Here is a 13431-nt window from a genome sequence, read left to right as displayed (position 1 = left end):
TCGCCTCATTTGCCGTAACCTTCATAATAATAAGGGTTCGATTTCCGGCTCGTTTTGTTCAGCACCGCGCCCAGCAGGTTCGCGTTCGCCAGCAGCAGCTCTTCCTTTGCCTTCAGCACCGCCTTCTCGCGCGCCTTGCCGCTCTCGAGCACGAGCAAGACGCCGTCGCATTTGGCGGCGAGAATTTTCGCGTCGATGGCCGCCAGAATCGGCGGCGTGTCCACAATGACCATGTCGTACGCCTGCTTCAGCAGCGCGATCAGCTCCGTCATCCGCTCGGAGGCGAGCAGATCCGACGGATTCGGCACGCTGCGCCCCGCGCTGATGAACGCGGCGCCGATGAACGTGTCCTTCAGCACGTAGGACGGCATCATGCCGGGATCCAGCAGATAATCCGAGAGCCCCGGGCTGCGGCGCCGGTCGATCACCTGGTGGAGCGTCGGTTTGCGGATGTCGCCGTCGATGAGGACGACCGTCTGCCCCGCCCGCGCGTAGGCGGACGCAAGGTAGAGCGCCGTGGTCGATTTTCCTTCGCCGGGTGTGGCCGAGGCGATCGCAACGGAGCGGATCGGCTTGCGGCGGGAAGCGAACTCGATGTTCGCCTTCAGCGTCCGGTAGGCTTCCATGAACGGCGAAACGTCGTCAATCGGCAACGTCGGCGCTTCTTTATTTGACCGTGGCATAGGCTTCCTCACCGATCCTTCCCTTGGCTCCCTTGCGGCTGCGGGGCCGGCCCGACCGGAGCCGCGTCTTCGGCACCGAAGCGAGCGTCGAAATGCCGAGCACCCGCACGACATCCGCCTCGTCCTTGATCCGGTCGTCGAGCACGTCGAGCAGAATCGCGATGCCGACGGCCAGGATCAGCGATCCGAGAAAAGCGAGGACGATGTAGGTGTTGCGCTTCTCGTTCACCGGGGAGGGGTTCGCCGCGAACTTCGCTTCGGTCAGCAGCACGGCGGAATGGCCCGGAGAGATTTTCGGCAGCTCCGTCACGAACACGTCCGTGATCGCGTTGACCATCATCACCGCCCGTTCGTGGGACAGGCTGGTGACGGAAATGATCATGACGGAGGTGTTGTTCAGCGCGTGTACGGACACGCTGCGGATGAGCTCTTCGGTCGACACGTCGAGCTGCGGGTAACGTTCGACCACTTTGTCCATGATGATCGGGGTTCGGATGATCTCCTTGTACGTCTCGATGACGCTGTTATTCGCGGACATCTGCCCGATCGTCATGGCCCCCCGGCTGAACGGATCCAGGGCGTCCGCGTTGTTCACATAGACCTTCGTCTGCGCCGAATAGAGCGGGACGTAGGTGGCATAGCTGATATACGCGGCGCCCGTCGTGCAGCCCAGCACCATCAACAGGATAAGCCAAAGCCTGCGGCGTACGATCCGCACATATTCCCGCAAATCAATCTCTTCGGATCTCAAGCATCGTCGCCTCCGGAAGATCCGCCCGCGGCGCGGCCCGCTCCGGGCGCGGCGGACGGGCGGATCGGCGGTTTGTACGGTTTGTTCGCCGTCAAGGTAAGGATTGTTCTATATAGTGAACATTCCGGCATACGCCGGCCGGTTAAGCCGCCGGCTGCGCCGCCGCTCCGACCTTTCATTCCGTGCATTTCGTGCGCCGCAGACGTTCCGGGTCGCGCAGAAAATCCCGGATCTCCTCGATCGTCAGGCCGATTCTTCTCGCCAGCTCGATCAGCGCCGCCCATTCCGGATCGAAGGTCCGCACTCCGGCGTTCATGTTTTGACCAGCCTCCCCAGACTCATGCATGACGGTTTCTCCTCCGCACGCGGCGATTTGTTCGCTTTAAGGAACTATGGTATAATTCCTATGACCAGGATGTCAGGAACTTTCATGCAAAGGACGAGACGGACAATGGAAAGCATAGGTGCAAGGATCAAGGCCATCCGGATGCAGCGCCGGATGTCGCTTACGGAACTGGCCGAAGCCGCAGGCGTGGCCAAGTCCTATCTCAGCAATGTCGAGCGGGGAATCCAGAACAATCCGTCCATCCAGTTCATCGAGAAGATGGCCGCCACCCTCCGCGTGCCGATGCACGTCCTGCTGTTCGGCGAGGATGATCCGGAAGGCGCGCTGGACCCCGAATGGACGGAACTGGTTCGGGAAGCGATGGCATCCGGCGTCGACAAGGAGCAGTTCCGGGAATTTCTCGAGTACCAGAAGTGGCGCAAGTCACAAGGGTGACGGTCTCTGGTTCGCCGGGACAGTTCACGATATCGAACAACTTGTCCCTATCATATGATACAATTCGTATCGTGTCAACCCTATATTGTTCCAAAATGTATTCTCCGGGTGTACGGAATTTGGCGCATCAACGCGAAAGCCTCCGATCCGCCGCGAACGGCGGGCCGGAGGCTTTCTTCACGCGAATCAGGTCGGCGTGTCCACGGGGAATCGGCGTCGATTCTCCGGGACCGTCACGGCTGTGCGCCCGTTGGAACTGACCGGCGCATTCGCGTGCGCCGATTTGCTGCCGCGAGGTGTGCTCAGAGCCGGGTGCCGACGATACACCATACCGCTGCACGGCCCGAAAACCCTCGCGACTCGCGCGCATCCGCCGGCTAACGGTACATCGTACCTTTAAATCCCGTTCAGGCGCCGCTTCCGGCCCGCCAACGGTACACCGTACCGTTACACGGCCCGAAAACCCTCGCGGCACGCGCACATCCGCCGGCTAACGGTACACCGTACCGTTAATTCCCGTTCATCAGCCGCTTCCGGCCCGCCAACGGTACACCGTACCGTTACACGGCCCGAAAACCCTCGCGGTACGCGCGCATCCGCCGGCCAACGGTACGCCATACCGTTATTCCTGTTCATGCGCCGATCCCCGCGTTCTTGCCGCCGCCGCGCGCCCCTGCCCCCATTCCCGGCATCGCCTCCGCCGAAACTGAAAGCGCGAGACCACCCATTCCGGGGCGGCCCCGCGCTCACGACCCGTTCGTCTGCGGCGAACGCGCATCCTCATCCGGCTCGACGTGGACATGCACGTTCGCGATATTGTGCCGGCGCTCCATCCGGCGCTCGATCTCGTCGCTGATCCGGTGGCTTTCGATCAGCGACAATTCGGGGTCAACCTGAATGATGACATCGATCAGGACGTTGCTGCCGTGAACGCGCGCCTTGATGTCCTTGATGCGGCGGACGCCCTTCGTCCGCTCGATCGTGTTGCGCAGCGTCTCGAGTTCCTTCGCGTCAAATCCGTCGGTCAGCGCATGGGATGAACGGTAGAAGATGCCCCAGGCCGTCCGGAGAATGAGCAAACCGACGACGACGGCGGCAGCCGGATCGAGCCAGGGCATGCCGAACTGGGAGCCGAAGATGCCCGCCGCCGCGCCGAGGCTGACCAGCGCGTCGGACAGATTGTCCTTGGCCGCGGCCATCAGCGCGTGGCTGCGAATGCGCGCCGCCAGCCGCCGGTTGTAGAAGTGGACGCCCAGCATGACGAGCGCGGCGCCCAATGCGACCCACGCGGACAGCGGATCCGGTGCGGCCCGGTCCCCCGTGAAGATCGATCGTCCGGCATCGAACAGCACCTGCAGACCGACCATCGACATCATGAAGGAAGCGATCAGCGCGGCAATCGTCTCGGCACGGAAATGGCCGTAGGGATGATCCCGGTCGGGCGGCTTGCGCGAGATGCGCAGGCCGATGAGCACCGCCACCGAAGCGGCGATATCGGACAGATTGTTGTACCCGTCCGCGGTCAGCGCGCTGGAGGAAAACCAGTACCCGGCGGCCAGCTTGACACCCGAGAGCAGGAGATACGCGGCAATGCTCGCCCAGGCGCCCCGTTCGCCGGCGCGAATGTTTTGATACGGATCCAGCCCGGGCACCCCCGTTCCTGACGAATCTTTCACAACAGCAGTATCATACCCGACGGCGTCCGTGTGGGTCCAGTGAAACAGTTTTGATGCGATGCGCATTTTATGCATCCATGCAACAGTCTGTCCGCATGCCAACCCCGACCCGCCGGCAGGCCGGCCCTTCCGCGCCCGGGATCCCAAGCGCGAAGCCGCCGGGCTTCAGCGCCCGGCGGCTTCGCCGTGCCATCAAGCGGAATCGGCCTGCTCCCTCAACGCCTTGACCTCGTCGCTCCCGAGATATTCGTCGTACGTCATCAGCCGGTCGATGACGCCGTGCGGCGTGATCTCGAGGATCCGGTTCGCGATCGTCGAGACGAACTGGCGGTCCTGCGAAGTGAAGATCATCGTTCCGTCGAACTCGATCAACGCGTTGTTGAGCGCCGTGATCGACTCGAGATCCAGATGGTTCGTCGGCTCGTCCATCAGCAGCACGTTCGCCCCGGACAGCATCATCCGGGCCAGCATGCAGCGCACGCGTTCGCCGCCGGACAGGACGCTCGCCTTCTTCAGCGCCTCGTCGCCGGAGAACAGCATCCGCCCGAGAAAGCCGCGGATGAACGTCTCGTCCTGCTCCTTCGAGAACTGCCGCAGCCAATCGACCAGATTCAACTCCACGCCGTCAAAATACTGCGAGTTGTCCTTCGGGAAATACGCCCGCGTCGTCGTCACGCCCCACTGGCACGTGCCCGCGTCCGGCTCGAGCTCGCCCGCCAGAATCTGCAGGAGCGTCGTCTTCCAGAGCGACTCCGGGCCGACCAGCGCGATCTTGTCTCCCTTGTTCACGGTCAGCGTCAGGTTGTCGATCACCTTGACGCCGTCGATCGTTTTCGTCAGGCCTTCGATGTGCAGGAGCTGCTTGCCCGCCTCGCGCTCCGGCTTGAACTGGATGAACGGATACTTCCGGTTCGACGGCTTGATGTCGTCGAGCGTGATCTTCTCGAGCAGCTTCTTCCGGGCGGTCGCCTGCCTCGCCTTCGACTTGTTCGCGCTGAACCGCTGGATGAACGCCTGCAATTCCCTGATCTTCTCTTCCTTCTTCTTGTTCTGCTCGCGCATGAGCTTCTGCGCCAGCTGGCTCGACTCGTACCAGAAATCGTAGTTGCCGACGTAGAGCTGGATCTTGCCGTAATCGATGTCCGCGATGTGCGTGCAGACCGTGTTCAGGAAGTGCCGGTCGTGGGAGACGACGATGACCGTCCCCTCATAATGCAGCAGAAAATCCTCCAGCCACTCGATCGACTTCTCGTCCAGATGGTTCGTCGGCTCGTCGAGCAGCAGAATCTGCGGGTTGCCGAACAGCGCCTGCGCCAGCAGGACGCGCACCTTCTGGTTGCCGTCCAGCTCCTTCATGTACCGGTCGTGCAGCTCGTTCGGAATGCCGAGCCCGTTCAGCAGGCTGGCGGCTTCCGATTCCGCCTCCCAGCCGTTCAGCTCGGCGAACTCCGCCTCGAGCTCGCCCGCCCGCATGCCGTCCTCATCGGTGAAGTCCGGCTTCGCGTAGATCGCCTCCCGCTCCTTCATCACGTCGTACAGACGCTTGTGCCCCATGATGACCGTATCGAGCACCTTGTACTCGTCATATGCGAAATGGTCCTGCTTCAGCACGGCGATCCGCTCGCCCGGCGTCACGTGCACCTCGCCGGTCGTCGGCTCGATCTCGCCGGACAGAATCTTCAGGAACGTCGACTTGCCCGCGCCGTTCGCCCCGATGAGGCCGTAGCAATTGCCCGGCGTGAACTTGATGTTGACGTCCTCGAAAAGCGCGCGCTTCCCGAACCGGAGCGACACGCCGCTGACGCTGATCATCGGATCACTTCCCCGCTTCTTCCCGTAATTTCGGATGTCGTCCTTCCGCATTATAGCACAGAAGCCACAGACGGTCATTCGCGCCGGAGCACCCGGTACCGCCTCGCGGATTTCCGGAACGCGGCACCGGGATCGGCAGCCTGGTCACATAGGCCCACGCGGATCCGTCCTGCACGACCGGGAAGGCCGTCAGCGAACCGCAGGCCCCGAACGCCAGGTACAACGGCGGCAAGATCCGCGCCGCTGCCAAATGCAATCGAGCCCCCGGGGCGGCCATGCCGCCCCGGGGGCTCGCCGGATGTCCGTTCCGCCGGGATCAATCCCAGCTCAGCTGCACTTCGCGGCCCGTGCGGGACGATTCGTAGATCGCGCTCAGAATCCGGTTGTTCACATAGCCGGACAGCGCCGGCGCGATCGGTTCCTTCCCTTCGCGGACGCACTCGATGAAATGCCGGCTCAGCAGGACGCGGTCCTCCTCGCCGTCGAGCGGCTCGAGCGCCTCCTCGACGACCCCGGCTTCCGATTGTCTCACGATCACGCCGCGGTCGCCGATGATGCCGATGCCCGCCTCCGTCCCCATCAGGTGGACGAACGGCTTGTCCGTCAGCCCGGCGGCGTTCGCCGCCCAGCTCACCTCGAGGGAGAGCGTCGCGCCGTTGTCCAGCTTGATGAGCGCCGTCGCGAGATCCTCGACGTCGTAATAACCGTTCCAGTCCGGCGTGCCCCAGTCGCCGATCCCCCGCCGGTGCGGGCCGAATTCGGCGTAGGTCGCGCCGTAGACGGACACCGGCTTCGGATTGCCCATCAGGTACAGGGTGAGGTCCAACATGTGGACGCCGATATCGATGAGCGGTCCGCCGCCGGCCTCGTCCATGCGCGTAAACCAGCTTCCCCAACCCGGAATGCCCTTCCGGCGGATCCAGCCGGTCTTCGCGTTGTAAATGCGGCCGAGTTCGCCCGCGTCGATCTTCGCCTTGGCGGCGCGCGCGAGGCCGGTCCAGCGCATCTGATGCGCCATCATGAGCACGCGGCCCGTCCGCTTCTGCGTATCGAGGATCTGCCTCGCCGCCTCCTCGTTGATCGCCATCGGCTTCTCGAGCAGCACGTGTTTGCCGCGCTCCATCGCCGCGATCGCCAGCGGCGCGTGATAGCGGTTGGGAACGCCGATGACGACCGCGTCGATCGACCGGTCGTCGAGCAGCGCCTCCGGCGACGCGTACGCCTTCACGCCGTGCTCCCGCGCGCGGCTTTCGGCCGCGGACGGAGAGGCGTCGGCCACGCCGGCGACCTCCGCTTCTTCCAGTTGTCCGAATACCCGCAAATGTTCGTTTCCGATCATGCCGGCGCCGATGACGCCGACGCGGACTGTGCCCGTCATGCCTTGGATGTCCTCCCCGGGATGGTTTCTCTCCGCCCTTCAGTATAGTCCTGCGGACGGCTCCTTCCCAGATGCGATTTTGGTCTCCTTGTGTGCCTTTTTTGTCATCCGGGTTTGGTTCGGACGCGAAGATCGGTTACTATAGGATCAGCAGTCATGAATCGGCAACCGTCCCTTGGGCGACGCAAGGAGGAGATTCCGCCATGAAGCTGTTGTCCGTGGAACCGACACCGAGTCCGAACACGATGAAGCTGAACGTCGACGAGCGGTGGCCGGCCGGACGGCGCGCCGCGTACACGCCGGAACGGGCGGAGGAGGCGCCCGAGCCGCTCCGGAGCCTGCTCAAGATCGACGGCGTCAAGGGCGTGTTCCGCACCGCCGACTTCATCGCGCTCGACCGCAAGCCCGGCGCCGACTGGCAGCGGATACTGGCCGAAGCGGCGAAGCTCTTCGAGACGGCGGAGGGCGCGGATCCGAACGCCGCACCGGCGCCGGCCGGACCGGACGCCGCATTCGGCGAGCTGCACGTCCTCGTGCAGGTGTACCGCGGCATCCCGATGCAGGTCCGCGTCCGCAGCGGCGACCGCGAGGTGGCCCGCCTCGGGCTGCCCGAGAAATTCTCGCGCGCCGTCCACGAGGCGGCCGGCTCGACGCTGATCATGGAGCGTCGGCTGGAGGAGTACGGCATCCGCTACGGGGAGCCGGAGGAGATCGCCGCCCAGGTCGCGGCGGAGCTCGATGCCGCCTATCCGGACGAGCGGCTGCGCGAGCTGGTCGAGGCCGCGAAGGCGATGGGGCCGGCAGCGCCGGACGTTCCGGTTGCGCCGCGTGAACGGCGGCCGCTCTCCGCGGAGGAGCTCGCGCGGGCGCTCGAGGCGCCGGACTGGCAAACGCGCTACGCGGCGCTGGAGCGGACGCAGCCGGAGCCCTCCATGCTGCCGCTGCTCGCGAAGGCGCTGCGCGACGACCACGTCTCGATCCGGCGGCTCGCGGTCGTCTATCTCGGCGATCTCCGTTCGCCGGAGGCGCTGCCGCTGCTCATCGAAGCGCTGGGGGACCGGTCGCCCGCCGTCCGCCGCACCGCGGGCGACACGTTGAACGACCTCGGCGACCCGGCCGCGATGCCCGCGATGATCGGGGCGCTCAAGGATCCGAACAAGCTCGTCCGCTGGCGCGCGGCCCGCTTCCTCTACGAGCTCGGGGACGAGTCGGCGCTGCCTGCCCTGCGCGAAGCGGCGGAGGACGAGGAGTTCGAGGTCCGGCTGCAGGCCAGGATGGCGCTCGAGCGGATCGAGCGCGGCGAGGAGGCCGCGGGCACGGTCTGGCAGCAGATGCCCGCCGCCCGCCGCGAGCGCCGGGACACGCAGCAATAGCTGCAACAAGAACCAGCATGAGGCCGCCCCCTCCTTCGAGGAGGCCTTTCCATTCGGATTGAACATCAGCATCAAAACGGACTCCGCATTTCGCGGAGTCCGGCCGATGCATGGTTGTTATTTTCGCTGTCGCTGAAGGGACCGTTCCGACCGCGTGAAGCCGCGCGTCCAGCGGGTCTTTTTTTACCTTCACCGCCGCGGCATCCGTTCCATTTCCGTCACTTCGTCAGTTCCCGGTTGCCGGATTGCACGTCGTTCTCCTTCAGGAACAACTTCGCATTGTAGAGCGTGTTGTCCTTCACAATGTACGGCGGAGCGCCGATACCCGCATACATCGTCGAGATGCCCCGCGCCTCGATGTTCGACTCGATCACATTCTTCTGGATCACGACCTTCTGCACGTCGTACGGTTTGTCCCGCTGCCAGTAGTCGTTGATCTTCACGAGCTCGAGTTCCTTCCGCTTGAGGTTGTTGGCCAGCACCGTGTTCTCTTCGAACACGAACGATTTCGCGGATCCGACGTTCACGCCGTGGCTGTCGCCGGTCAGCTCCACGACCGATTTGCGGATCGTCACATCCGCGTCGACGTGGTAGATGCCGAGCGGGATGATCGGCGCCTTGAACGTGCAGTTTTCGAACACGTACTTGCCGCCTTTCGTGATCGACAGCTCGCGCTTGTTCTCCGGCGCCTCCTCGAAGTAGCATCCGTTGTACGTCCCGGGCGGCAGCGTGCCGCCGCTGTGGCCGATGAGCCGCAGGTTCGTGAACACGTTGCCTTCCGCGTTGCCCGCTTTGATGACGCCGAGCCGCGATTCGCCGATGATCGTCAGGTTCGTGATGCGAATCGGCTCCACCCAGATCCCGAAGGAACTGTCCGCCCGCTTGTTGTGCGTCATCGTGACGTTCCGGACTTCCACGCCGAACGGCTCGATGCTGTTCACGTTGAAAGTGGCGTCCGTAAACTTCATCCCGTCGACAATGACGTTCGGCCCCTCGATGAACGTGTACGAATCGTTCATTTTGTTGCCGATGATCGCCACGTCATGGTAGACGAAAAGCCGCGTCCCGTCGAAATGGTTGTTCCGGATGACCGCTCCCGTGAACGGCTTCGATACCGCGACCCCGATGGCGCCCTTCGACGCCAGATGATTCCCTTCCACGACCGCGTTGTAGCCGTCGTACAGGATGATGTCATAGGAGGCGTTGTCGTAGAATTTGTTGTTCCGGATCACGATGTTCGTGTTGAGAAATCCGTTCTGGCCGTAACCGCCCTCGACGTCGATGCCGGATTGGGGCGCGATCCCGCGCATGCCGTGAATGACGTTGTTTTCGATCAGCACGTTGTCCGCCCCGCCGATCGTGATGCCCTGGCGACGGTTGTAGTGCAGATCCGAATTGCGGATGATGACGTTGCGCGACGGCGCCCGCCACCAGATTTCGATGTACGAGCCGGTGTTCGTCGAGCGCTCGAACACGAGATGAATCGAAGCCGCGCCGTCCGGAATGCGGAGCCGCTGCCGGACCCGCACCTCCTTCTTCGCGCCAATCAGGTTCCCGGCCTCGTCATAGAAATACAGGTCGAATTCGGCGGGAAGGTTGATGTTGTTCGACAGTTCGAAGTACGGTTCTTTCTGGAACAGCTCGTGACTCAGCTTCACCGGCTGGGCCGTCCGGATCCGGTTCGGGTCGGGCGCCGGCTGGCCGTCCTCTCCGATCGTGCCGGAAACGAAATGCCCCGCGTACAGATCCCGGATCATCTGGCCGTAGCCGCCGATCGCGATCGCGTCGCCCGTGAATCCGTACGCCTCGATTCCCTCGATCGTGACATTCTTCGCGCCGGCCACCAGAATGCCGATCCCGCCTTCGTGCGTCCCCGCCGAATACGGGCTGTCTTTCTGACTGTAATCATGCTGGTCCCGGTCGCCGACGAAGACGCCTCCCCGGATCGTCACGTTGTTGACGCCGTAGCCGATGAAGAGCAAATCGTACCGCTCCGCGTCGTTCGGCTCCTTCACGAGCACGGCGCCTTCTTCAAATACGAGCTTCATGTTCGGCACCATGTTGATCCGGGCGTCGGGGCTGGACTGACCCTTCACGCCCTTCTTGATCATGTAGGTGCCGGGCGGCACGATGAATGTCGTGTACCCCTGTTCATGCGCCCATTGAAGCGCATCGTTGAACCCTTTCGTCGTCTCGACCGGATGCGTACCGTCCGTGTAGATGCCGAAATCGGCGGGCACCAGGCGATAGGCTTTCTCCGTCTGGGCGGACAACTGGCCGTCCGCCGCTGCGACCGCACCGGTCAGGATGAGCAGCGCCGCAAGCAGCAGTCGGCCCATCCATCGCTTCATCGCGATCACTCCCTTCCTCGTCCCGTTTCAGTATACGAGATTTTGTTGGACAAGGAATGGGTATATCGCACAGTTCTGCAATAATTGGGATTTCATTCCCTGTTTCGATCCGAATCGACAGTCGGCGGCCGGGACGGAAGCCGTATCTGTCAGGCCGTCCTGGGCCTCGACGGGTCGCACCCCGGATCGGGCACGAGGCCGTAGGCGGCCAGCTTCGTCAGATAGTAGCATTCCTCGCGGAACATATGGTCCGGCATGAGCGGATGGATCCGGTCCAGCAGTTTCGGTCCGATCTGCAGCTCCTCCAGCTCCTGCAGGAAGCGCATGAACAGCTTCATCTCGAGATCGATGTCGGAGTGGAACTTCTCGAAGGCGGGAAACGTGCCGAGCGAAGTGCGCAGATACCCCGCCATTTCGATCGCTTTCAGGAAAAAGGCCCCGAACTCCATCTGAAACGCCCGGCTCTTCTCGATCCAGCGCCGCTCCACCGGGTCCATGTCGTACGACAGCTCCGCCGCGTGTCCGATGGCGTCCTGCAGCCAGACGATGTCGTAGTGCAGCGGGTGAAGGCGCGGCACGGGACGACCGGCCAGCAGCTCCGCGAGAATGCGCTCGTATTCCTCGAGCTCGTTCACCATGTGGTTCAGGAACGTCGGTGTGAACAGCAGGTCCACCTTGCCGGTGAGGAGCCGCTCGAGCAGATCGAGCTTGAACGCCTTCAGCTCCCGGGTCGCCTCCGCCGCCTCCCGGTTCAGCGCCGGAAGCCGCGTCTCCGCGTCCCGCATCCGGGCGGCCGCGAGCAGCGCGTCGAACCGCGCGATGAACGACTCGGCCCGGCGGACGTCCTCCCGCTCCGCCGGCGACAGCGCCATCAGGATGAAGCGGGCGTGGTCGCCCAGAATCTGCAGCCAGAACCGGTGTTCAAACAGCGGTCCCTCCTCCGCAAGGCTCGCCATGTTCATGAAACGTTCTCCGCTCCTTTCCGGCTGTCGTGACAACCGTATGGAGTATATGACCACGTCAGGAGCGGCAGAACGAAGGCAAGCCGTCAGCAGGCACGATACCGGCCGTCCGGCCGGGCGCGGACCGCCGACAAAAAAAGAAGACGGCAGCACCGCTCGTCTGATCCATGTGACCTCGGGTAGCACCGAGCCGTCATCCCCGAACGGCGCGATCGACGCCCCGAATTCGCGTACGCCGGCCGCCTGACGCCCTTTCCGGTCCGTTAGTCATTTTGCATGGTCCGCCGCTTCCCTTCCTTACACTTGCGGTCAGAAGAATCGCCGGTCCATGAGCCCGACGCTCATATCGGATTCGAAGCCGGGGATGACATTCGCGTCCACCGATTGCACGCAACTGCGCGTATCGTGCCGAGTGTGCGAAAACGGAAAGCTCCCGCCTGAACAGAAATGCCCATGCTCCAGCTGGAAGTGACGATAGCCAGAGCATGGGCGGCATTTGTTATTTCAACTTAAACGTCAGCATGATGCAAATCCATAGAGCCATCGCGCCCAGTCCAACAAGCAATATGCCGAATATTTGGTACGTCCAGATGAAAGATTGGAGGAACTGCCCGAAAATATCTGTCTTGTCCGATTCCACGTGCTGATACAGCCCAATCAAATGGAGGGCTTTCTCCATCCCCCATTCAGTGCTGTTGAGCAAGCAGACGAACCCTGCAACGGTCAGTATGACCGAACAAGCGAAGAAAACAAGCGCGAGTATATTTCTTGTTCTCACGTTCCAGTGCACTTTGGAAAGCGACTCCTCATTTTTCTGGTTGTAATTTGGATATCAAATTCTGATGATTACCATCCTGTTTCATCTTGCCAGTAAAAGTATAGTCCGGTAGGATCACGATATTCGAACAATCCTATAAAATCATCATAAAGCCAATCGTCTTCCCAAACCTCAAATTCATACAAATTATATTATTAGGTAGGTGCGCAATAAATCGTATATTTTTTTCCAGCAGGAATTTGAATCGGACCATATGTCCTTTCAAAATGGCGTGAAGCCTGATATGTTATTCCAAGTTTAGATGCAATTTGTGCTCCACTCCACCCCAATATCGAAGAAATCTCAGGTGAAAATGTTGTCTGAATTGATTCTGATACAGTCATTGATAATTGTGCTGCAGCAGCTTGTCTAAAGTTCTCCTTTATCGATTTTTTTGATATTATTTAATTGTATTCTTAATTATATATAAAAATAATTTTTTTGTCAATATTTCCATCTCTAGGATAATATATTTCTCGTCTTTCCATATTAAGACGGAGGGAGCGGTGCCCGGCCATGTAACACCCTATCCCGAACGGCCTTGAATGAATAATTTATCCTAAATTTCGAAAGCCCATTGTTTCGGTAAAATCACGAGATGTTAGCGCATAACACCCTGTAAATAACAGGGAAGTTCCCAGCCAGACAACTCCCCGTCAGCGTTGAAAGGTATTCCTCCCCCCTCCCCCACCGCAAGGGGCTTTTGGTTTTCCATGTAAAATTGTGGGAATCTCTAACCTGACATGGTCGCCAGCCGCGCTTCGATTCGCTTCCACGCATGGCGGTATGGAAAGTCGTGAGCCAGTTTCAGGATGAGCTTCCTGCTGTGCCGAACGATCGTCGCCGC

10 protein-coding genes are annotated in these 13431 nt (G+C 61.6%); 2 read left to right on the top strand and 8 right to left on the bottom strand.

Annotated features, from left to right (window positions below; genetic code table 11):
* Nucleotides 1–5: 5 nt before the first annotated feature.
* The 3 genes from A9Z00_RS07205 to A9Z00_RS07195 all read right to left on the bottom strand — a co-directional run bounded on the left by A9Z00_RS07205 (nt 6) and on the right by A9Z00_RS07195 (nt 1750).
* A complete protein-coding gene (locus A9Z00_RS07205) occupies nt 6–653 on the bottom strand; it encodes a CpsD/CapB family tyrosine-protein kinase (protein ID WP_296975502.1) in 648 nt (215 codons plus the stop codon).
* A gap of 13 nt (nt 654–666) precedes the next feature.
* On the bottom strand, nt 667–1434 hold the full coding sequence (locus A9Z00_RS07200) for a YveK family protein (protein WP_296975501.1): 768 nt from the start codon (nt 1432–1434) through the stop codon (nt 667–669).
* Between the two features lie 175 nt (nt 1435–1609).
* On the bottom strand, nt 1610–1750 hold the full coding sequence (locus A9Z00_RS07195; RefSeq protein ID WP_296975500.1) for an anti-repressor SinI family protein: 141 nt from the start codon (nt 1748–1750) through the stop codon (nt 1610–1612).
* Nucleotides 1751–1885: 135 nt separating this feature from the next.
* On the opposite strand from A9Z00_RS07195, the gene A9Z00_RS07190 reads away from it, so the two are divergent.
* Complete coding sequence (locus A9Z00_RS07190; RefSeq protein WP_296975499.1) at nt 1886–2215, top strand: helix-turn-helix domain-containing protein; 330 nt, start codon at nt 1886–1888, stop codon at nt 2213–2215.
* Nucleotides 2216–2961: 746 nt separating this feature from the next.
* On the opposite strand, the gene A9Z00_RS07185 is transcribed toward A9Z00_RS07190, so the two are convergent.
* From A9Z00_RS07185 to A9Z00_RS07175, 3 genes are all read right to left on the bottom strand, one after another.
* Nucleotides 2962–3891, bottom strand: a complete 930-nt coding sequence (locus A9Z00_RS07185) for a cation diffusion facilitator family transporter (protein ID WP_296975498.1) — start codon at nt 3889–3891, stop codon at nt 2962–2964.
* A gap of 192 nt (nt 3892–4083) precedes the next feature.
* Nucleotides 4084–5703 carry an ABC-F family ATP-binding cassette domain-containing protein gene (locus A9Z00_RS07180; RefSeq protein WP_296975497.1) on the bottom strand — a complete coding sequence of 540 codons (1620 nt, stop codon included), beginning with the start codon at nt 5701–5703 and terminating at the stop codon, nt 4084–4086.
* Nucleotides 5704–6019: 316 nt separating this feature from the next.
* A complete protein-coding gene (locus A9Z00_RS07175) occupies nt 6020–7081 on the bottom strand; it encodes a Gfo/Idh/MocA family protein (protein ID WP_296975496.1) in 1062 nt (353 codons plus the stop codon).
* Between the two features lie 203 nt (nt 7082–7284).
* Between A9Z00_RS07175 and A9Z00_RS07170 the strand changes: the two genes are divergently transcribed.
* On the top strand, nt 7285–8454 hold the full coding sequence (locus A9Z00_RS07170) for a conserved virulence factor C family protein (protein ID WP_296975495.1): 1170 nt from the start codon (nt 7285–7287) through the stop codon (nt 8452–8454).
* 218 nt (nt 8455–8672) lie between these two features.
* On the opposite strand, the gene A9Z00_RS07165 is transcribed toward A9Z00_RS07170, so the two are convergent.
* Together A9Z00_RS07165 and A9Z00_RS07160 are read right to left on the bottom strand one after the other, a co-directional pair.
* Nucleotides 8673–10805 carry a right-handed parallel beta-helix repeat-containing protein gene (locus A9Z00_RS07165; RefSeq protein ID WP_296975494.1) on the bottom strand — a complete coding sequence of 711 codons (2133 nt, stop codon included), beginning with the start codon at nt 10803–10805 and terminating at the stop codon, nt 8673–8675.
* 149 nt (nt 10806–10954) lie between these two features.
* A complete protein-coding gene (locus A9Z00_RS07160; RefSeq protein ID WP_296975493.1) occupies nt 10955–11767 on the bottom strand; it encodes a DUF2935 domain-containing protein in 813 nt (270 codons plus the stop codon).
* Between the last annotated feature and the right edge of the window lie 1664 nt (nt 11768–13431).

Source organism: Thermobacillus sp. ZCTH02-B1 (assembly GCF_002159085.1).
GTDB lineage: Bacteria > Bacillota > Bacilli > Paenibacillales > Paenibacillaceae > Thermobacillus.
Note: the sequence above shows the minus strand (reverse complement) of the source record. Positions and strands in the feature narration are given on the sequence as shown.